Raw genomic sequence first — 20,250 nt, 5'->3', positions numbered from 1 at the left:
CGGTTCGACGACGCCGACCTCGGCCGTGAGCTGGGAGCCGTCCCGCAGGTGCAGGCCGTGCGGACGACCAGCCCCGGCAGGAAAATCACGCGGCCCATCCGCGCGCGTGAGGTAACGACACTTCTCGCCCCGACCATTCGCACCGAAGCCACGCCGTTGTCATTCGGCGGGCTGGGATTCGGTTCAGGAAACCGCCTGCTCCTCGGTCGCCAGCTTCCGCGGAATCAGAGTCAGCAAGTCGTCGTGCGACGGCCAGAACGGGGTGCTCACGCCACAGGCGTGCAAGGCAGCCCGGATGGCTGACTGCCCGACCGCTATGGCTTCGTCGACGGAGTCCGCCTTGGCGCTCGCCTCGACCTCCACGAGCCCCCGGCCTCGGTCGACGGACACCGCCGAGTCGGCGAGCTCAGGAGTGCACACCTCCTGTTCGAGGAGCGCCTCGGTGAGCCGGTCGCCGTGATCGAACAGGTCGACAGTGCTGCTCTGCACACTGAACTGCCAGTGGATCAGTACGCCGACCGTCACTTGGAGCCTCCTTCGTTCGGTGTGCACGGTTGCCGATGGAGCCAGCTTAGCGCCTGCCGTCCGTATTCGGGATTGCTGGGCGTGAGGTGGATCGAACGCTGGTGATCCCCGCATGGACACTTCACCCGGTAGTACGTGGGCGGATCTTCAATGCGCCAACCGTGCCGGTGGAAGACTTCGAGGACCTTCTCCATGTCTTTGCGCGGATGTTTCTTCCAATATCCCATCATCCTCCTCTGCCTACGCGAACATGATCCCGACACCCCCATTTCCCCGAACGAGCCACCTCTGAGAAGAAGATGAGCTGTTGCTCGAAACAGGCTTGATCAATCGTTCGGTTCCCGTACCGAGAGGATGAATTTTCCGGTCTCTCGCACCTCCTTGAGATCTGCGGACCCATCACCGGACGTACGTCGAAGGCGCTTGCAGCGTCGTCTTCACGTGAACGAGACGACGAGCAGAGCCCCGACATCGGATCGACGTCAGCCAATCCACTCATGCGCGCGATCGGCCGAACTTCACCACCCGGCACGCGCGAAACCGTTGCACTTAGTCCGGGTAGGCCTCGGCTGTGCGGGGGTCAGCGGTTCGGGAGTCGCGTCAGGGCTCGGCGGGTGGGTTCGTCGGCCGGGCGGCAGATCATGAGGCGCTGGTCGGAGTCCTGCAGGGGCATCAGGACTTCGAAGTGCACGTCGATCGGGCCGAGCCGGGGATGCCGCATCGCCTTGCCACCGCGGCCGTTGAGCTTGACGTCGCGCTGCGACCACAGGCGCGCGAATTCCGCGTCCTGCTCGGTGATCTCGGTGATGAGGTCGGTGAGCGCCCGGTCCTCGGGGTGCGCGGCCCACGCGGTGCGCAGGTGGGCGACGCCTTCGCGGAGGACGCGCTCGCGGTCGACGTAGTACTCGCGGATCTCCGGGTGCGCCAGGCACAACCACATCGCGTTGCGGTGCGGCGCGGGCAGCGAGCCGAAGTCCAGCAGCAGCCCCGCCATCTCCGCGTTCCAGGCGAGGACGTCGAAGCGGTGGTTCATCAGCATCGCGGGCAGCGGCGAGAGGTCGTCGACCAACCTGGCCAGCGGCGGCGCCGCGGCGGTGGCGACACCGTCGGAGCCGCGCGGGTAGTGCCGGGTGAGGGCGAACAGGTAGGCGCGTTCGTCCGGGTTCAACCGCAGCGCCCTGGCCAGCGCCTCCACCACCGACGCCGAGGGCCGCAGCCCGCGCGCCTGCTCCAGCCGCACCACGTAGTCGATGCTGATCCCCGCCAGCTCGGCGACCTCCTCGCGGCGCAATCCCGGAGTCCGGCGGGACCGCCGCTTCGGCAGGCCGAAGTCGTCCGGGTCCAGGCGTTCGCGCCGGGTCCGCAGGAACGCGGCCAATTCCTGCGTCGGATCCACCGTGCTGGGCGTCATGACACCTCCAACAGCCGGGGTAGGACCGGTGTTCCCAGGAAGTGCCTTCCCTTACCCCCCTCCCCGCGTCGGCGGAGGCTCGTCGGAGCACGACGAACACGGGAGAACACGATGGGAACTCAGCAGGACGCGATGCCGCTCACCCTGGACACCTACCGGCCGCTGGGCCGCTCCGGGCTGCGGGTCTCGCCGCTGGCGCTGGGCGCGGCGACCTTCGGCACCGAGTGGGGATGGGGCGCCGGGCGGGACGAATCCCGCGCGCTGTTCGACACCTACGTGGAGCGCGGCGGCAACTTCATCGACACCGCCAACACCTACACCGACGGCAGCTCCGAACGGCTCCTCGGCGAATTCACCCGCCACGACCGCGAACGCCTGGTGCTGGCGACGAAGTACACGACGCTGCGCAGGCCCGGCGACCCGAACTCGCGCGGCGCGCACCGCAAGAGCCTGGTCGGCTCCGTCGAATCGAGCCTGCGGCAGCTCGGCACCGACCACCTCGACCTGCTGTACCTGCACGTCTGGGACTTCACGACGCCCGTCGAGGAGATCCTGCGCGGGCTCGACGACCTGGTGCGCAGCGGCAAGGTGCTGTACGTGGGGATCTCCAACGCCCCCGCCTGGCAGGTGTCGCGGATGCAGGCCATCGCCGACCTGCGCGGCTGGTCACCGCTGATCGCGCTGGAGATCGAGTACAACCTCGTCGAGCGCGGCGGGGAACGCGACCTGATCCCGATGGCCCGCGAGATGGGGCTCGGCGTGGTGCCGTACTCGCCGCTGGCCGGCGGCGTCCTCACCGGCAAGTACACCCGCGCGGACCTCACCGGCGGCGGGAGCGCGAACGACGGCAGCAACCGGAAGGAGTTCAACCACGCCCTCGGCACCGTCACCGAACGCAACCTCGCCATCGCCGAGACCGTGCGGGACGTCGCCACCGAGATCGGGCACAGCCCCGCCCAGGTCGCGCTGGCCTGGACGCTGCGGAACCCGGCCGTCACCTCGCCGATCATCGGTGCCCGCACGACCGCGCAGCTGGTGGACAACCTCGGCGCCCTCGACGTCGAGCTCACCGAAACCCAGCTGTCCCGCCTCAACGCGGCGAGCGCGATCGAACTCGGCCTGCCGCACGACATGCTCGCCGGCGACCACATCCGCCAGGCCACCGCGGGAGACCTGAAGCTCGCACCACGCTGACGAGCGCAGCGGCACGCGTTACGGGACGAGCCCCGGCGGATTCCTCCGCCAGGGCTCGTCCTCGCGACTCACGCGTCGAAGCGGCCGTGCCTGATCGCGCCCACGAACGCCGACCACTGCGCGCTGGTCGCCGTGAAGTGACCCGCGCCCCGATCCTTGGTATCCCGGACCGCAGCACCACCGGTCACCCGGCCGACTTCGACGCAGCTGTCGGTCTGGCTGCTCCGGCTCGACTTCCGCCAGCCGCTGGGAATCTCCTGCCGCACCGTCATACCGTCGCCTCCGCCTCCTCGATGATGCCGACGATGAACTTGGTCGACTCTGCCGGACTCAACGCCACTTCGTCCATCCTGCCAAGTGCTTCTTCGTAGGCGGAGACTTCGGCGGTCTCATGCAGGAACAACCCTGAGATCCGATTTTCCAGGTGCACCACGGGATCTCGGCCGTCACCGAACGAGGCGATCGAGAAGAGCCCTTCCATCCCTGGATGCCAATCAGCGCGAAGCGGCACCACTTGGAGCTCGACGTTGTCCCACTGCCCGAACTGCACCAACTGCTCCAGTTGGTAGGACATCGCTGCAGGGCCACCGATGATCGTGCGCAGCGCGGCTTCTCCCACGTACGCCCGGAACTGTGCGGGATTCCTCCCCGCGATGACATCGCGTCGCCCCACCCGCACTGCTACTCGGGTATCGATCTCGTCGGTCGGGACCCCGGCGAGGTTCATGATCGAACGCGCGTATTCAGCCGTTTGCAGAAGTCCCGGAATCAACAGCGGTGACACCGTGGTGATCCTCGCCGCCTCGCGCTCGATCTCCAGCAGGGTCGCGACCTGCCGCTGCTGATCCGGCATGCCGACCGAGAGCCAGTGGGATCCGTCCGGGTCCTGTGCGAGCTCAACGAGTTCTTCGCGGAGGTCGGCGCCGGCGCCGACCCGCGCCAGGTACGCGGCGACGTCGTGCGGTCGCGGCGTGCGCGCCCCGGTCTCCCATCTCGACACCGACGCGTGCGATGTGCCGAGTTCGACGGCCAGCCGCCGCAGCGTGAACCCGGCGGCTTTCCTTACCTTGCGCAGTTCGGCGCCGATCGCGCGCGCCTTCGGAGTGGTACCAGCCATGTACCAAATCATAAGCACTCCGAACTGCACTTATATGTCCCCCGATCAGGGAATTGCGCGATCTTTCCGGCAGCTGAGATCTTGTTCAGGACCGAGTGAACCATTTGGTACCACCTTGGTGGATCTCATCTTCCCGTCGGCGCGGATCTCCCTCGCGCAGCCGACCAGTCGTAGGAGGTACGGCGCATGGACGTCTGCTACGAGCGCTCCGCCCACTGCCTTCGGCATCGCCGGAAAGCGTTGCCACAGCGGAGAACTCCGGCGTTCTGACCCGACTGCGCATTTCTCGTTCCACCCTCCGACCGGTGACGGCTGGATAGCGGTCCCGGTCGCCCGCCGTGCCGATGCTCCGGTGGGTGATCGCCCGTCGGCCGCCGGTGCCCCCGAACTCGGGTGGCCGACGGGGTTCCACTGATCCACCGGTTCCCGGCGGGATGCCCACCGACGTCCCGCCGGGCGGACCGGCACCTGACGACGCCCCTCGACCGGTGCCGGTTCCGGGCCGGGCCGCGTCATCCCCGAGCGCGGCCCGGAACGTCCGGCCGCACGACTTTCCCTCCCCCGTCGTGCGGCCGGATTCCCGTTTTCCCTCGAGCTGCCCGAACTCCCTCTCCGTCCGAGCTTCCCCTCCCGTCCGAGCGGAGGCCCGGACGGCCGCTCCTCCAGGACGCCCCATGATTCCCAGGGCCTACGGGCTTCCCTGCGCCTGGCACTACGAGCCGGGTCGCGACATCACCGTGCGCTGGGGCCGCCCCGACCCGGTCTTCACGGTGCATTCCGGCGACCGGCGCGGAGACCGCGGCGACCACGCCCTCATCGACACCGTTCCCGTCGCACAGCCCTGGGTGAACGACCACGACGTCGCCCGAAAAGCCCACACCTGGGCCAAGAACAACCCCCGCCTCTGAGCCCCGCGATGCCCGAACTGCTCCCGACCGACCCGAACTCGGCGTTCCCGCCCAGCCGACGCCCCGGTCTCCTCTCCCGACCTGGATCGACCGGGTACGTCCTCCACCTGACCGGTCATCTTCAGGCCGACACCACCCCGGATCGCACCATCGCGCTCTACGAACGCGTGCTGCACGGCCTCGAAGAGCTCTGACCGAGCGGACGACGAACCGGGCAGCCGAACCGGATCCACCGCCCCGACGGCGCACGCATCCAGCTCGACGAGAACGGCGCGGGCGAATCACGCGACGACCCCGAATTGTGACGGCCGTGTTCCGCGCCGAACGTGGGTGATCGCCTCTACCGTCACCGGATGGCGATTCTGCGAATGGACCATGTCGGGGTGAACGTCGAGGATCTCGACGGTGCCGTCGCGTTCTTCACCGAGCTCGGGATGGAGGAGGCGGGCCGCACTCCCGTCGAGGGGCCGTGGGTGGACCGGGTCAACGGGATCGACGACGTCCGGGTCGACATCGTGATGATGCGGACCCCGGACGGGCACGGTCAGCTGGAGCTGACGAACTTCCGCAACCCGGCCGCGATCGGCGGGGACGCGGAGCCGCCGAACGCGCTGGGACTGCGCAGCGTCATGTTCGCGGTGGACGACGTGGACGACTCGGTGGCGCGGCTGCGCGGTCACGGCGGTGAGCTGGTCGGCGAAATCGCGCAGTACGAGGACGCCTACCGGCTCTGCTACGTCCGCGGCCCCGCGGGCGTCATCGTCGCCCTCGCCCAGCCGCTCGGCTGAGCGGGCCTGTCACCCGGATGCGCCCAGGTGAATGGCCCATCGGACCGTGCTGAGTGGGCGAATGGGCCATTCACCTGGTGCGCGGATCAGGATTCCGAATCCTCCAGCGGGTCGCGCATGGCGCGGTGCGCGTTGGCTTCGGCGGCCCGTTCGAAGTGGTCGGACGGGTCGGAGATCTTGAGGCCGCTGCCGTTGTCGGTGCCCGCGACGGGGCCGGAGCGCTGCTGGATGACGTGGGTGAGCTCGTGGGCCAGGGTGTGCTTGTCCGAGGCGCCGGAGCCGAGCACCACGTTGTTGCCGGAGGTGTAGGCCCGCGCGCCGATCTCGGTGGCCGAGCGCTGCGCGGTGGCGCCGGTGTGCAGCCGCACGTCGGAGAAGTCCGCCCCCAACCGGGTCTCCATCTCCTGCCGCACCGGCGCGTCCATCGGTTTCCCGGACGACTTCAACACGTCCTCGCCCGACCAGGCGGGCTCCGGGGCCGGCTCCGGAGCGGGTTCCGGTGGCGCCATCCGCCGCTGGACCAGCCGGGCCACGGCTGCGTTGCCGAGGGTGCGCTGGAGGTGCAGCAGTTCCTCGGCGCCGCCGGAGTGCTCGGGTGCTCGGGTCGTGCGCTCGGGTTTCGCCGCGGACTTCGCCGTCTCGTGCTGTTCGTGCTCCCGCATGGCCCCTCCTCCTGACCCGGCAACGGCACCACTCCTACCTGACCCGGCCGCGCACCGGGAATGCCCGGAAGGGCAGAGGGCGGGGCAACCACCCACGCCTGCCTGCCGAGGCAACGCCGGGTTGCCCGAGAAGGCACTCGTGCTGCCCTCGGCGCAGGTCGAGCGGACATGGCGGCGCGGCCGGGCGGTGGCGAAAGCTCTGGGTGCACGAACGCCGCAGACGAAGGAGCGAGCATGCCGTCGTACCTGTCCCCTGGCGTGTACGTGGAGGAAGTCCAGAGCGGGGCCAGGCCGATCGAAGGGGTCGGGACCGCGGTGGCCGCCTTCGTCGGTTTCGCGCCGCAGGGGCCCTTCCACCAGCCGACGCTGGTCACGAACTGGAACCAGTACGTGCAGCACTTCGGCGGCTTCGACGACGGGTACCTCGCGCACGCCGTCTACGGCTACTTCGCCAACGGCGGCGGCTCCGCCTACGTGGTGCGCATCGGCGGCCCGTCCGAGGCCGCGGCGCCCGCCACGCCCGCGCCGAAACCGGTGGAGCTGGGCGGCCTGCAGGTCTCCGCGCTGTCCGCGACCACCTCCGACGTGACCGTGGAGGTCGCCGACGCCGACGGCGAGAACCCGCCGGACGACCGGTTCAAGCTCGTGGTGCGCCAAGGCGGCAAGGTCGCCGAAACCCACGACGTCTCCACCCGCAAGAACGTCAAGAGCTACGTGGTGACCCAGGTCAAGGAGCACTCGAAGCTCATCGAGGTCACCGAGCAGTCCAGCGGCACCCTCGCCCGCCCCGACAACCAGAGCATCACCGTCCCCGGCACGCCGCCCAGCGCCACGACCCCGGCGAAGCTCGACGCGCGGGAGTACGTGGGCGATCTGGCCGCCCGCACCGGGTTCGGCGGCCTGGAGACCATCGACGAGATCACCATCGTCGCCGTCCCCGACCTGATGAGCGCCCACCAGCGCGGCCTCATCGATGCCGAAGGCGTGAAGACCGTGCAACTGGCGGCGATCTCGCACTGCGAGCAGCTCGGCGACCGCGTCGCCCTGCTCGACGCCCCGCCCGGGCTGAACGCGCAGCAGGTGCGGACCTGGCGGATGGACGAAGCCGGCTACGACTCGAACTACGCGGCGCTGTACTACCCGTGGATCAAGGTGTTCGACCCGTCCTCCGGCCGCAACAAGATGGTGCCGCCGAGCGGGCACGTCGCCGGGGTGTGGGCGCGCAACGACACCGAGCGCGGCGTGCACAAGGCACCCGCGAACGAGGTGATCCGCGGCGCCGTGGACCTGGAGACCACGCTCAGCAAGGGCGAGCAGGACCTGCTCAACCCGGTCGGCGTGAACTGCGTGCGCGCGTTCGCCGGCCGCGGCATCCGCATCTGGGGCGCCCGCACCCTGTCCTCCGACCCGGCGTGGCGCTACCTGAACGTGCGGCGGCTGTTCAACTACCTGGAGGAGTCGATCCTGATCGGCACCCAGTGGGTGGTGTTCGAGCCGAACGACGACCGGCTGTGGTCCAGCATCCGCCGCAACATCAGCGCATTCCTCACCCAGACCTGGCGCGACGGCGCCCTGTTCGGCCGCACCCCGGCCGAAGCCTTCTACGTGAAGTGCGACCGGGAGAACAACCCGCAGGAATCCATCGACCTCGGCCAGGTCGTCTGCGAAATCGGCGTGGCCCCGGTGAAACCCGCCGAGTTCGTCATCTTCCGCCTCAGCCAGTTCTCCGACAGCTCCAGCCTCCTGAGCGAGTGACCCGTCAGCCGGTTCTCGTCCGTGTCCTGTCAGCGGCGAAGCCGCTGAGCAGCGACCACCCGAGACACCGGCACCGCCGCGGGTTCTCAGCGGGTTCCTCGCGAGGACAGCTTTTTCCCTCGTGGCGGAGCCACTTGGGAAAAAGATCCCGCAGCGAGGAACCCGCTGAGGTTCCGCCACCCGACCCGCTACGCAGACCATTTCCCGAAAGGACTCATCAGTCATGGCAGAAGGCGACAGTCTTTCCGTCCACCGGTTCGGCGTGCAGCTGGGCGGGGTCACGGTCGAGTCCATCAAAGAGGTCAGCGGCCTGACCGTCGAACAGGACGTGGTCGAGACCCAGCAGGTCACCGACACCGGCAAGATGATGAACAAGAAGCAGCCCGGCGGGCACAAGGGCGGCGAGGTGACGATCACCCGCGGCATGACCGAGAGCCCCGAGTTCACCAAGTGGCTCAAGAAGACGGTGTCCGACGGCGAGGTCGAGGACGCGCGGGAGAACCTGACCATCGAGGTGATGGAACCGAACGGGACCGTCGTGCGGCGGATCCAGCTCTACGACGCGTGGGTCAGCAAGTGGGAAGGCCCCGGCCTCAACGCGGGCGAGTCCAACGCGGCGACCGAGAAGGCCACGATCACCTTCGAGCGGATCGAGGTCGAATGAGGCGGCGGGTCAACTCGCTCGACGATCTGGACCAGTTCAGAGCCCGCAAGCCCGACACCACCACGGCCACCGCCGCACGCCCCGTGCCGCAAGCACCGCACGACGAGTTCGAGTTCGAGCTGCCGCGCGGCTACCGGCACACCGACGGCACGCTGCACCGGCACGGGCGGATGCGGCTGGCGACGGCGCGCGACGAGCTGCGCCCGCAGATCGACCTGCGGGTCAAGGAGAACCCGGCCTACCTGAGCGTGGTGCTGCTGAGCCAGGTGATCACGCGGCTCGGCGACATCACCGACGTGCACTCCGGCCTGGTGGAGAACATGTACGCCACCGACATCGCGTTCCTGCAGGACTTCTACCGCCGCATCAACAGCGAGGGCCACACCCGCGCCGGGGTGACCTGCCCGTCCTGCGGGACGGGGTTCGAGATCGACCTGGCCGGTGACGGCCTGGGGGAATCGTGACGTACGCGGCCGACCGGCTGCACGAGGAGGTCGCGTACATCGCCTACCACTTCCACTGGACCCGCGAGGAGATCTTGGACCTGGACCACCTGGAACGCGGGCGTTGGGTGCGGGAGATCGCCCGCATCAACACGCGGGTGAACGAGAGCAGGTGAGCCGGATGAGCCGCTGGACCGCACTGCGCCGCCTCTTCGGCCGGGCCGACGCCCCGGCGCCGGATCCCGCCGCGCCGGCCGCCCCCGCCGCGGAGCCGGGTGGTGGCTGGCGGAGCGCGGCGCCGATGCGCGGGGTGCTGCAGCGCGACTCGGGCGAGGTGATCCGGCCCGAGCGCTTCCGCGCGTCCGTCGCCTCGTTCCGGGACCACGGGGTGTTGGGCGGCGGGCTGGGACACCGGCTCTCCGGCGATGCGCCGAGCGGCGTGATGCGCGGGCTGGCGCGCGCGGACGGACGGCCGGTGCAGCGGTCGGACGACGCGGAGTTCACCTGGGTGCAACCGGAATCGGAGTCCACTTCGGACTCGGAAGCCGCCGTCCCGCGTTCGCGCCGGGCGGTGCAGTGGCGGTCGTCGGGCCGGGGCTCCGGTCGTGGCCGGGACGCCGCGCGCGGGGCGATGTCCGGGCGCGGTGCGGGGCGCGGCTCCGGTTCGGCGGGTTCGCCGACTGCGTCCGGTGGTGCGGCGAGTCCTCCGGCCGGTGGCGGGTCGGGCTCGACCGGTTCGTCCGGGAGCGGATCGTCGGGGAACACCGGTTCACCCGGCACGGCGGCCACCTCCGGCGCGCCGAGCTCGTCCAGCGCGACCTCGTCCAGCCCTCCGCCGTCGGGAACGGGCTCGACCGGCACGGCGCCCGCCGGCACCGCTGCTGCCGGCGCCACGTCCGCCGGGGCAGGGCCCTCCGCCGCCTCGGTATCCGCCACCCCGGCCGGAGGCGGCTCCCCCGGCTCGGGCGCGGTGCAACGGGTCGCCCTGCGCAGGCTCGCGCCGCCGCTGACCAGGGCGCGGCCGATCACCCGCTTCACCCCGCGCCGGCTGCCCGCGACCACCGCGCACGCCGCGGATGCGGTGCAGCCCGCGACGTCGACGGGTGCCGAGCCGCCGGGCTCGGACGTGGATCTCGTGGTGCAGCGCCACGCCGACTCCGGTGCGCCACCGGCACGATCCGACGTGTCTCGACCGACCGCCACAAGCACCCCCGGCACACCGGCGGACTCCGGCACCGCGCCCGGCACGGCCGCGACCGGTGGCTCCACCACCGGAGCCGGATCGACCGCTCCGGGGTCCACCCGCCCCACCTTGGGCCCGGACCGCGCTTCCGGGCAGTCGGGTCTGGGCGGGCCAGTGCAGCGGATGCCGTCCGGGGCGGTGCCGCTGCACCACGATGCGACGGGCTCCCCCGCACCGCCACCGGTGCAGCGCGCCGCGGAACCGGCCCCGGAGCAGCGGCCCGAGCGTCCTTCCCCGGCCACGCGCGGCCGGAAGCGCCCGAACACCACGCACACCGAGGTGCAGCGCAGCACGCCGAGCTCCCGCGGTGGCCTCGGCGAACCGCTGGGGCGGCTGCCGGAGACCGCGACCCCGCTGCGCCCCGGCGGCACCCTGCCCGCACCCGGCCAGGGCGAGCCCGGCGGCGCGGTAGGTCCCGGCAGCGCGGTCGGCCCAGGCGACGCGGTAGACCCCGGCGGTGCGGAGACGGCGCCGCTGCTCGGCGACGCCCCGCAGGTCCAGCGCACCACGAGCTCGCAGCGCGAACCGCAGGCGACGACGCCGGACGACCCCGCACCGGCGGATCCGGTCGCCACTCCGCTCGCCGGTGCGAGCGCCGACCCCGCGGGCTCCCAGCAGGAGAGCTCCCCGCCCGCGATCTCCCGGTCGGCGAGCTCCCGGCAGGAGAACACCCAGCCCGCGAGCACCGGCCCGGCGACTCCGGTTCAGCGCAGCCGGACCCCGGACGCTGCCGGAGACGCGCCGCACGGCAGCACGGGCAGCAGCACCGCGGAGGGCACCGCACCGCTGCTCGGCGACACCACGATCCAGCGCTCGCGCCCGGCCGGCGGCACCGCGGAGTCGACGCCGGAGCACTCGGCCAGCGCCGATCTGCCGACCGCACAACGGAATCCGGCCGTCCCGAGCGCCACCGGAGCGCAGGAACCCTCCGGCACCACCGCGCAGCGGTCGCCCGGTCCTGCCGCGCAGCAGCCGTCCGGCGCCGCCCGGGGACCATCGACCACACCGCACCACGCGGTCACTCCAGCGCACCCGAGCACCACCGCCCGGCACGGCACAACCCCGGTGCAGCGGCGCACCGCACCGAGCAGCGCGGCCGCGCCGGAGACACCGCCCACCGCGAACACCCCCGCCGACCAGCACGAGGTCCCCACCGGCTCGCACCCCGTCCAGCGCGCACGACCGGACTCCTCGACCGCGCCGGACGAACCCGACCTGGTCCCCCGGCTGCACCACGGCCCGGCGCACCCCGCCGCACCGGTGCAGCGGGCCCGCTCGCTGCTCACGGCCCGGCCGCTGACCACCAGGACCCGCCTGGACCAGCCGCGGCCGAACGCGACGGCGTCGCAGGCCGAGCACCGGGCCGTGGCGCCGCTGCGCTGGACCCGCCGCGAGCCCGGCGACCGACCGGCCGAACCGGCACCGGTGCAACGCTCGGACACCTCGGCGACCGTCCCCGCGGCGGCGGCCGCACCACCACCGATCCCGATGGAATCCACAGTGGACGAAACGGGGACGCCGCCGCCGGTGCGCACGGCCCGGCCGGTGCAGCGCAACACCGCCCCGGAAACCCCGCCTCCCGCACGGGAAGCACCGAAGCAGGACCAGCCCGCCCCGCAGGTTCCCGGCGTCCCACCGGGAGTCCCGGTCACCGTCGTCCCCGAGCAGCACGAGGAGAGCACCGACTCCGACTCCGATGAGAGCACCGGTACCGGCGGCGGGCAGGACGTCGACGAACTCGCCCGCCGCCTCGTCGAACCGGTCGGCAGGCTGCTGCGCACCGAGCTGCGCCACGGCCGCGAACGGTTCGGCCGCACCTACGACCGCAGGCGTTGAGAAGGAGCAAACCGATGTCGTCCAAGGACATCTTCGCCAGCAGCGTGTTCTTCCGGCTGGCCATCGCGGGCAACGACCTCGGCCGGTTCCACACCTGTTCCGGGCTCGGCGCGCAGGTCGAGGTGGAGCAGTTCGCCGAAGGCGGCAACAACTCGTTCTCCTGGCAGCTGCCCACCCGCATCACCTGGACCAACATCACGTTCACCCGACCCGTCACCAAGGACACCACCAAGATCGCGAAGTGGCTGTCGGACACGATGCGCAAGGCCGAGCGCAAGAACGGCGAGATCGTCGCGTTGCAGCCGAACTTGACACCCATCGCCCGCTGGCAGGTCATCGGCATCGTGCCCGTCAGCTGGCAGGGACCGTCCTTCGACCCGTCGAACTCCCAGGCGGCGATCGAAACCCTGGAGATCGCCCACGAAGGCCTGCAACCGTCCTGAGAGGAGGAGCCGGATGGCCGCCACCAGCGCCAAGAACCTCGCCCGCGCCGAGATCCTCATCATGGAGCCGCCCGCCAAGGTCGGCGCGAAACCTGGAAAGGAGCTCAAGCGAGTCAAACTCCAGTTCAACCCGAACAAGCTCGCGCTGACCAAGAGCACCGAGTGGCGGCGCAAACCGGCCCGGATGGCCGCCGAATCGGCGCTGCCCGAGTTCGTCGGCAGCGGCCCCCGGTCGCTGCAGCTGGAGGTGTTCCTCGACGCCACCCAGAAGCACGACGACTCGGTGGAGCAGAAGGTCGAAGACCTCATGGTGGCCTGCGTGCCCACCGCGAAGAGCATCGACGCCAAGACCCCGGCCAGCCCGTGGATCCGGTTCGAGTGGGGCACCGCTCGCACCACCTCGTTCGACGGGGTGCTCAACAGCTTCTCGGTGAACTACTCGCTGTTCGACGTCGACGGCAAACCGCTGCGCGCGACCTGCTCGCTGGGCATCGAGGAAGCCAGCATCGACACCCCCGGCCAGAACCCCACCTCCGGCTCGGACACGGCGCGCCGCACCCACCGGGTCATCGCCGGGGACAGCCTCCCGCAGATCGCGTGGACCGAGTACGGCGACGCGACGGCGTGGCGGTACGTGGCCGAAGCCAACGGGATCGACGACCCGATGGTCCTGGTGCCGGGCAGCGAACTGCTCGTCCCGGCCCTCGACGAGTCCGGACAGGACGGTGCGTGATGGGCAAGTCCACCGACCAGGACGGCAGGTCGTTCGCCGCCGATCCGATCATCAAGTGCCCCGCCGAGCTGCCCAAGGAGTGGCAGGCGCAGCTGGTGTCCTGCGTCGTCGACGAGAACGTGGGACTGCCCGACGCGGCGACCCTCACCTTCCGGGACCCGAACCACGAACTGCTCACCGCCACCCCCATCACCATCGGCACCGAGCTGACCGTGTCCATGTCCACCGCGGGCGACAAGAAGCCGGAGAAGCTGTTCGCCGGCGAGGTCACCGCGCTGGAACTGGACTCCGACGGCACCGGCTCGTTCACCGTGGTGCGGGCCATGAACAAGGCGCACCGGTTGCTGCGCGGCCGGAAAGTGGTGGCGTTCAAGAACATGAAGGCCGACGCCATCGTGGAGAAGGTCGCCGTCGGTGCCGGGTTGACGGTCGGGAAGGTGCAGGCCAAGCCGATCACCTACACCCAGCTGGCCCAGCCCAACATCTCCGACTGGGACTTCCTGCAGAACCTCGCCCAGGAGCACGGCGCCACGGTCCGCGTCGACGAGACCGGCAAGCTCGACTTCGCCCCGCTCACCCCGGCCGCCTCGGCGCCCCCACCCACCACCTCCGCGGCGAAGAGCCCGTTCGTGCTGGAGTACGGGCGGAACCTGATGGCGCTGCGCGCGGTGCTCACCTCCACCGACCAGGTCGGCAGCGTGGAGGTCCGCGGCTGGGACGTGAAGACGAAGAAACCCGTCGTCGCCAAGAAGCCCGTCACCCCGAGCAAGACCACCGTTCCCGGCATGACCCCGGCCGAGGCGATCAAGCAGTTCGGGAAGAAGAACGACACCGTCGTCACCGACACGGCCTACGGCACCCGAGCCGAAGCCGATGCGCTGGCGGACTCGCTGTCGGCCGCCACCAGCGCCGGGCTCGGCGAGATCGAAGCGGTCGTCGAAGGAGATCCGAAGCTCCGCGCGGGCGTGCCGATCGCGCTCGGCAACGCGGGCGACAAGTTCTCCGGCAAGTACACCGCCACCGCAGTGCAGCACGTCATCGAACCGAGCCTCGGCTACCGCACCACCGTGCAGGTCAGCACCAGCCCGGACCGGTCGCTGGCCGGGCTCGCCACCGGGGCCAACGCGCCCGACCGGGGACCGCGCATCCCGGGGGTGGTCAACGCGATCGTCACCGACGTCCAGGAACCCGCCGGGGGCGGCCGCGGCTGGGTGAAGCTCACCTTCCCGTGGCTCGACGCCAAGTACACCTCCGACTGGGCGCGCACCGTGCAGCTCGGCGGGCAGGGCGGTGGCGTGATCACCCCGAGCGTCAAGGACGAAGTGCTCGTCGCCTTCGAACAGGGCTGCCTGGACAAGCCCTACGTGCTCGGCGGGCTCTACAACGGCAAGGACAAGCCGTCCGAGCACAAGCTCCCGCTGATCGAACGCGGGAAGGTCGCGTGGCGCTCGCTGGTCTCCCGGGACGGGCACCGGCTCGAACTGATCGACAGCAAGAAGGGACCGCCGGGCGTGCGGATCGCCAGCGGGGACGACCGGTTGGAGATCCGCATGGACGACAAGGCGAAGAGCATCGCGATCTCGCTGAAGAAGGCGGGCGGCCGGGTCGTGGACCGCGCCATCACCTTGGACGACAAGGGGATCACGCTCGACGCGGGCACCGGCGACATCACCATCAAGGGCAAGAACATCAACGTGGACGCGATTTCCAACGCCACGGTCAGCGCGATGCAGAGCACCACGGTGCGGGGCGCGATGACCGACGTCAGCGGAACCGCCTCCGCCGCCCTGCACGCACCGATGGTGCGGATCAACTGACCGCCGCGCACCACGCCCGCGGCACCACCGGAACTCGCCCCGGCACTACCGGCACCCGCCCAGCACGAGGAGCACCGCAATGGCCCCAGCAGCCCGCATCGGCGACCCGACCAGCCACGGCGGCACCGTCGGCCCCCCGGTGGGCCCCGCGGCCGCCAAGGTCATGACCGTCCTCATCGGCGGCAAACCGGCCGCCGTCACCACGTGCACGGTCGGCTGCCCGATCCCCCCGCACGCGTTGCTGGGCCCCGCGAACGTGCTGCTGCCCAGCCCGCCCCGCGGCGGCGTCGTGCTGATCGGCGGCATGCCCGCCGCGAAGATGCTCGACAAGTCCTCCTGCGGCGCGCAAGTCCTGATCGGCGCCCCCAACGTCCTGATCGGGGGCCCGATGTGAGCGAGCGGTTCATCGGCCGCGGCTGGGGATTCCCGCTGCGCGTCACCCCCACCGGCGGCATCGGCCTCGTCGGGCGGGAGCAGGAGATCGAGGAGGCCATCCGCCTCGTCCTCGGCACCGCACCCGGCGAACGCCCCATGCGGCCCGAGTTCGGCTGCGGCGTGCACGACTACGTCTTCTCCCCCACCGACGGCGCGACCGCCGGGCGCATCGCCTTCGAGGTGCGGTCCGCGCTGCAGCGCTGGGAACCGCGCATCGAGGTCGAGGACGTCGTCATCGCCCTGGACCCCGACGAGGAAGGCGTGCTCTACATCGACGTGCACTACGTGCTGCGGTCCACCAACGACCGCCGCAACCTCGTGTTCCCCTTCTACACCATCCCAGACGGCGGCGAACCCGGAGCGGGAGGCGCGGCCTGATGGCGATCCCCACGCCCAACCTCGACGACCGGCGCTTCCAGCAGCTCGTCGACGAAGCGAAGCGCTACGTGCAGCAGCGCGCCCCCGAATGGACCGACCACAACGTCTCCGACCCGGGCGTCACGCTCATCGAGACCTTCGCGCACATGGTCGACCAGCTCGTCTACCGGCTCAACCGGGTGCCGGAGAAGAACTACCTCGCGTTCCTCGACCTGATGGGCGTGCGGCTGTTCCCGCCCACCGCCGCGCGCGGAGACGTCACCTTCTGGCTGTCCGCCGCGCAGAACGAGACCGTGCTGCTGCCCCGCGGCACCGAGGTCGCCACCGCGCACACCGAAGCCGACCGGGAAGTCGTGTTCGCCACCGAGCAGGACCTGCCCATCGTGCCGTGCGAGCTGCGCACCCTCGTCACGATCTCCGCCACCGGCACCATCGAGGACCGCACCGCCGATCTGGAAGCCGCCAAGGACGTTCCGTGCTTCCAAGCCCAACCCGCCGTCGGCGACGCCATGCTGTTCGGGCTCAGCGGTGCCGTGCCGCGTTGCGTCATCGCCGTCGAACTCGACAGCCAGGTCGAAGGCATCGGCGTCGACCCTCGTCAGCCGCCGCTGGTGTGGGAGGCGTGGGACGGCACCCGCTGGGCCGAGTGCGAGGCGTTCGAGGACACCACCGGCGGGCTCAACAAGCCCGGTGAGGTGCTGCTGCAGATCGGTCCCGGGCACACGCCCTCCACCGTCGCCGGGGTGCGCGCCGGGTGGTTGCGCTGCCGCGTCACCGCGCCCGTGCCGGACCAGCCGTTCTACTCCGAATCCCCCACCGTCCGCATCGCCGAGGTCTCCACCGTCGGCGGCACCACCGGCGTCGAGCACGCCGAGACGCACGCCGACGTGCCGCTCGGTGAATCCGAGGGCGTCCCCGGGCAGCGGTTCACCGCGGACATCGCACCGGTGCTCACCGATGGCGACCCCGTCGTCGTCCAGGTCTCCACCGAGGACGGCTGGGAGGACTGGACCGTCGTCGACCACTTCGGCCGCTCCGGTCCCGCCGACCGGCACGTCACCCTCGACCCCACCACCGGCGAGTTCGGATTCCCGCCGGCCGTGCGGCTCGCCGACGGGTCGCTGCGGTACTACGGCGCCGTCCCGCCGAAGGGCGCCCAGGTGCGCGTTCCCCGCTACCGCACCGGAGGCGGCCGCGCCGGCAACGTCGCGCGCGGCGCCATCTCCGTGCTGCGCAGCTCCGAGCCCTACATCTCCGAGGTGGAGAACCGGGAAGCCGCCATCGGCGGCGTCGACGGCGAGACCATCCCCGAGGCGAAGATCCGCGCCCCGCACCAGCTGCAGCTGCAGGAGCGCGCCGTCACCGCCTCCGACCACGAGCAGATCGCCCGCCAAGCCGCACCCGCCGCCGCCCGCATCCGCTGCCTGCCCGCCGCGGCCGAGCAGGACCCCGGCGCCGCCCGGCTGCTCGTCGTGCCCGGCGCCGTCGCCGACACCGGTGATCGCATCCGCTTCGAGCAGCTCATCCCCAGCGAGCAGCTGCTGGCGACCATCGCCTCGCGACTCGACGAACGCAGGCTGCTGGGGGCGCGGATCGTCGTGGAACCGCCGTTCTACCAGGGCATCACCGTCGTGGCCCGGCTCCGCTCCACCGGCGCCGACACCGGGCGGATCGACCGCGACGCCCTCGATGCGCTGTACACGTACCTGAACCCGCTGCGCGGCGGCGTCGACGGCGGCGGCTGGCCGTTCGGCCGACCCGTGCAGGTCGGGGAGATCTTCGCCGTCCTCCAGCGCGTCGAGGGCGTCGGGCTCGTCGAAGAGGTTCGGCTGTTCCCCGCCGATCCGATCACCGGCAGGCGCGGCACCCCCGCCGACCGCATCGACCTGCCCGCGCACGCCCTCGTGTTCTCCCACCAGCACCAGGTCGTGGTCGCCCCGCACGACGGCGCGGAGCCCCGATGACGGGGCGGGCGGCGGTACCCGGACTGCGCAGCCGCTACCCGATGGGGGAACAGCTGCCCGGGATGTACGCGGGCGACCAGCTGGCGCAGCAGTTCACCGCGGGTCTCGACGACGTGCTCGCCCCCATCTTGTCCACATTGGACAACCTGGCGCACTACTTCGACCCGGCGCTGGCACCGGAGGACTTCGTGGCCTGGCTCGGCACCTGGGTCGCCACCGAACTCGAACCGGACTGGCCGCTGGAACTGCGCCGCGCCGTCGTCGCCCGCGCCGTCGAACTGCACCGCTGGAAGGGCACCGCCCGCGGGCTCGCGCACCGGCTGTGGCTGTGCCTCGGCGTGCACTGCCGGATCCTCGACGGACCCGGCGCCACCTGGTCCACCCGGCCCGGCAACGTCCTCGGCGGCGAACCGAACACCACCGTGCGCGTGCAGGTGTGGCCCGGCCGCGCCGCCGTGGACCACGCCCAGGTCACCGCGCTCGTCGACTCCGTCAGCCCGATCCACCTCACCTGCACCGTCGAAGTCCTGCCCGGGCCACCCTCGCCAGAACAGGGGCAACGCTGATGCGACCGTGTCCGAACTGCGGTGCCCGCACCGCCGAGACCGACGACTTCTGCGGCAACTGCGGCAGCTACCTCGGCTGGGAACGGTCGACCCCGCCTGCGGGGGACGGTGCCGGGGGGCCCGGCGGATCCGGCCCGGCGGCACCGCCCCGGACCGGCGGGCAGGCGCCACCGCCCGCCGCACCTCCGCAGACCGGCGGGCAGGCACCACCGCCCGCCGCGCCTCCGCAGCCCGGACGAGGCGTACCACCCCCGGGGCCACCCGGGCCGGACCGCTCCGGACGAGCCGCACCACCCGGCCCGTTCCCCGGGCAGGCACCGCCGCGCAGCGGGCCGGTCCACGGTCAAGCACCACCCGGACCGGGACGGCCCGGCGGCCCGAGTTCCACGCCCCCGCCAGGACCCGGCCCCAGGCCCGGGCCCGGTTCGGGCCCCGGACCCGCCGGGGCACCACCGCCCGGCCCGCCGGGAGCTCCGCTCCCACCGGCCGCGATGCCACCGCGACCACCCGCCCCCACTTCCAGCCCCGCTCCCGCGCAGGCCGCGGCGAGCGACGAGGAAGCGGACGACGAGCAGCCCGCCGCAGTGCAACCGGCGAAACCCGTCGCGCCCCGCCCCGAACAGCAGGTCGTGCAACCCACGCCCGTCACCGAGGACGGGCCGCCCTGCCCGTCCTGCAAGACGCCCAACCCGCCGACCCGGCGGTTCTGCGTCCGCTGCGCCACCCCGCTCAACCCCGCCCCCGACGAGGAACCGACCCGGCTCCGCTGGCGGCAGCGCCCGGACCGCAGCCGACTGCGCTGGCTCTGGCGCCGGATCGCGATCCTCGGCACCGTCCTCGCGATCGTCCTGGCCGGCTACTTGCTCTGGCCGTTCGGCGTGTGGCTCGTGCAGGACGTGCTGGACAAGACGCTCGCCCCCGTGCCGGCCACCATCTCGAAGACCACCGCCAGCAGCGAGCTCCCCGGCCACCCCGCGCTGAACGCCTCCACCATCGTCGTGAACGAGTACTGGGGAACGTCGGCCCCCGGCGAGTGGATCGAGTTCGAGCTCGAGAAGCCGACCCGGTTGGTCGGAATGATCATCACCGTCGGGCAGTCCCGGGACGTCGAGAAGTTCTACGCCGAAGCACACCCCTCCGAAGTGGAGATCACCACCACCGACAAGCGGGGGCGGGTCGAATCCACCCGGGAGCAGATCCCCGACCAGCCGGAGGGGTTCGACCTCGACATCGGGCGCAGCGACATCACGCAGGTGCGGGTGACCATCCTCGATGCCCGCGGCCTCACCCCGCAGAAGCACATCGCGCTCGCCGCCGTCGAGTTCTTCACCCGGTGACCGGGCCCGCGCACGAAGTCGGCGCGCCTCC

Annotated in this window: 22 protein-coding genes; 17 read left to right on the top strand and 5 right to left on the bottom strand. The window is 71.3% G+C overall.

Going from position 1 to position 20,250, the window contains the following annotated elements; all coding sequences use genetic code 11:
- Positions 1–183: 183 nt before the first annotated feature.
- Positions 184–525, bottom strand: a complete 342-nt coding sequence (locus ABZ805_RS17905; protein WP_358441161.1) for a hypothetical protein — start codon at positions 523–525, stop codon at positions 184–186.
- 580 nt (positions 526–1,105) lie between these two features.
- Complete coding sequence (locus ABZ805_RS17900) at positions 1,106–1,936, bottom strand: helix-turn-helix transcriptional regulator (RefSeq protein ID WP_358441158.1); 831 nt, start codon at positions 1,934–1,936, stop codon at positions 1,106–1,108.
- Positions 1,937–2,068: 132 nt separating this feature from the next.
- On the opposite strand from ABZ805_RS17900, the gene ABZ805_RS17895 reads away from it, so the two are divergent.
- Positions 2,069–3,130, top strand: a complete 1,062-nt coding sequence (locus tag ABZ805_RS17895) for an aldo/keto reductase (protein WP_358441229.1) — start codon at positions 2,069–2,071, stop codon at positions 3,128–3,130.
- A 68-nt stretch (positions 3,131–3,198) separates the two neighbouring features.
- On the opposite strand, the gene ABZ805_RS17890 is transcribed toward ABZ805_RS17895, so the two are convergent.
- The gene (locus ABZ805_RS17890) at positions 3,199–3,402 is read right to left on the bottom strand and encodes a DUF397 domain-containing protein (protein ID WP_358441155.1); all 204 of its coding nucleotides are present in this window, start codon (positions 3,400–3,402) and stop codon (positions 3,199–3,201) included.
- The gene (locus tag ABZ805_RS17885) at positions 3,399–4,247 is read right to left on the bottom strand and encodes a helix-turn-helix transcriptional regulator (RefSeq protein WP_358441152.1); all 849 of its coding nucleotides are present in this window, start codon (positions 4,245–4,247) and stop codon (positions 3,399–3,401) included. Before ABZ805_RS17885 ends, ABZ805_RS17890 begins: the two co-directional genes overlap by 4 nt.
- Positions 4,248–4,921: 674 nt before the next feature.
- Between ABZ805_RS17885 and ABZ805_RS17880 the strand changes: the two genes are divergently transcribed.
- The 3 genes from ABZ805_RS17880 to ABZ805_RS17870 all read left to right on the top strand — a co-directional run bounded on the left by ABZ805_RS17880 (position 4,922) and on the right by ABZ805_RS17870 (position 5,943).
- Positions 4,922–5,155 carry a hypothetical protein gene (locus tag ABZ805_RS17880; protein ID WP_358441149.1) on the top strand — a complete coding sequence of 78 codons (234 nt, stop codon included), beginning with the start codon at positions 4,922–4,924 and terminating at the stop codon, positions 5,153–5,155.
- Positions 5,156–5,163: 8 nt separating this feature from the next.
- Positions 5,164–5,349 carry a hypothetical protein gene (locus ABZ805_RS17875; protein WP_358441146.1) on the top strand — a complete coding sequence of 62 codons (186 nt, stop codon included), beginning with the start codon at positions 5,164–5,166 and terminating at the stop codon, positions 5,347–5,349.
- Positions 5,350–5,508: 159 nt separating this feature from the next.
- Positions 5,509–5,943 carry a VOC family protein gene (locus ABZ805_RS17870; RefSeq protein ID WP_358441144.1) on the top strand — a complete coding sequence of 145 codons (435 nt, stop codon included), beginning with the start codon at positions 5,509–5,511 and terminating at the stop codon, positions 5,941–5,943.
- Positions 5,944–6,029: 86 nt separating this feature from the next.
- On the opposite strand, the gene ABZ805_RS17865 is transcribed toward ABZ805_RS17870, so the two are convergent.
- Positions 6,030–6,605: a DUF4157 domain-containing protein gene (locus ABZ805_RS17865; protein WP_358441142.1), complete on the bottom strand. Its 576-nt coding sequence runs from the start codon at positions 6,603–6,605 to the stop codon at positions 6,030–6,032.
- A gap of 234 nt (positions 6,606–6,839) precedes the next feature.
- Between ABZ805_RS17865 and ABZ805_RS17860 the strand changes: the two genes are divergently transcribed.
- From ABZ805_RS17860 to ABZ805_RS17800, 13 genes are all read left to right on the top strand, one after another.
- Positions 6,840–8,360, top strand: a complete 1,521-nt coding sequence (locus ABZ805_RS17860; RefSeq protein WP_358441139.1) for a phage tail sheath family protein — start codon at positions 6,840–6,842, stop codon at positions 8,358–8,360.
- 223 nt (positions 8,361–8,583) lie between these two features.
- A complete protein-coding gene (locus tag ABZ805_RS17855) occupies positions 8,584–9,024 on the top strand; it encodes a phage tail protein (RefSeq protein ID WP_224959754.1) in 441 nt (146 codons plus the stop codon).
- A complete protein-coding gene (locus ABZ805_RS17850) occupies positions 9,021–9,488 on the top strand; it encodes a hypothetical protein (protein WP_358441136.1) in 468 nt (155 codons plus the stop codon). Before ABZ805_RS17855 ends, ABZ805_RS17850 begins: the two co-directional genes overlap by 4 nt.
- Positions 9,485–9,643 (top strand): DUF6760 family protein, encoded by a 159-nt coding sequence (locus ABZ805_RS17845; RefSeq protein WP_358441133.1) that lies wholly within the window; start codon positions 9,485–9,487, stop codon positions 9,641–9,643. Before ABZ805_RS17850 ends, ABZ805_RS17845 begins: the two co-directional genes overlap by 4 nt.
- A 5-nt stretch (positions 9,644–9,648) precedes the next feature.
- On the top strand, positions 9,649–12,546 hold the full coding sequence (locus ABZ805_RS17840; RefSeq protein WP_358441131.1) for a hypothetical protein: 2,898 nt from the start codon (positions 9,649–9,651) through the stop codon (positions 12,544–12,546).
- A gap of 14 nt (positions 12,547–12,560) precedes the next feature.
- Positions 12,561–12,989, top strand: coding sequence for a phage tail protein (locus ABZ805_RS17835; protein ID WP_358441128.1), 429 nt, complete (start codon positions 12,561–12,563; stop codon positions 12,987–12,989).
- 13 nt (positions 12,990–13,002) lie between these two features.
- Complete coding sequence (locus tag ABZ805_RS17830) at positions 13,003–13,722, top strand: peptidase M23 (RefSeq protein ID WP_358441126.1); 720 nt, start codon at positions 13,003–13,005, stop codon at positions 13,720–13,722.
- Positions 13,722–15,539, top strand: a complete 1,818-nt coding sequence (locus tag ABZ805_RS17825; protein WP_358441123.1) for a VgrG-related protein — start codon at positions 13,722–13,724, stop codon at positions 15,537–15,539. The genes ABZ805_RS17830 and ABZ805_RS17825 overlap by 1 nt, the downstream gene beginning before the upstream one ends.
- Positions 15,540–15,618: 79 nt before the next feature.
- Entirely contained in the window at positions 15,619–15,933 is a 315-nt protein-coding gene (locus ABZ805_RS17820) for a PAAR domain-containing protein (protein WP_358441120.1), read from the top strand.
- A complete protein-coding gene (locus tag ABZ805_RS17815) occupies positions 15,930–16,352 on the top strand; it encodes a GPW/gp25 family protein (protein ID WP_358441118.1) in 423 nt (140 codons plus the stop codon). The genes ABZ805_RS17820 and ABZ805_RS17815 overlap by 4 nt, the downstream gene beginning before the upstream one ends.
- Complete coding sequence (locus ABZ805_RS17810) at positions 16,352–18,316, top strand: putative baseplate assembly protein (protein ID WP_358441115.1); 1,965 nt, start codon at positions 16,352–16,354, stop codon at positions 18,314–18,316. The genes ABZ805_RS17815 and ABZ805_RS17810 overlap by 1 nt, the downstream gene beginning before the upstream one ends.
- A complete protein-coding gene (locus ABZ805_RS17805) occupies positions 18,313–18,882 on the top strand; it encodes a phage tail protein (RefSeq protein WP_358441112.1) in 570 nt (189 codons plus the stop codon). The genes ABZ805_RS17810 and ABZ805_RS17805 overlap by 4 nt, the downstream gene beginning before the upstream one ends.
- 491 nt (positions 18,883–19,373) lie before the next feature.
- Complete coding sequence (locus ABZ805_RS17800) at positions 19,374–20,219, top strand: zinc ribbon domain-containing protein (protein WP_358441109.1); 846 nt, start codon at positions 19,374–19,376, stop codon at positions 20,217–20,219.
- Positions 20,220–20,250 lie beyond the last annotated feature (31 nt).

Source organism: Saccharopolyspora sp. NPDC047091, assembly GCF_040643635.1.
Classification (GTDB): domain Bacteria; phylum Actinomycetota; class Actinomycetes; order Mycobacteriales; family Pseudonocardiaceae; genus Saccharopolyspora_C.
Note: the sequence above shows the minus strand (reverse complement) of the source record. Positions and strands in the feature narration are given on the sequence as shown.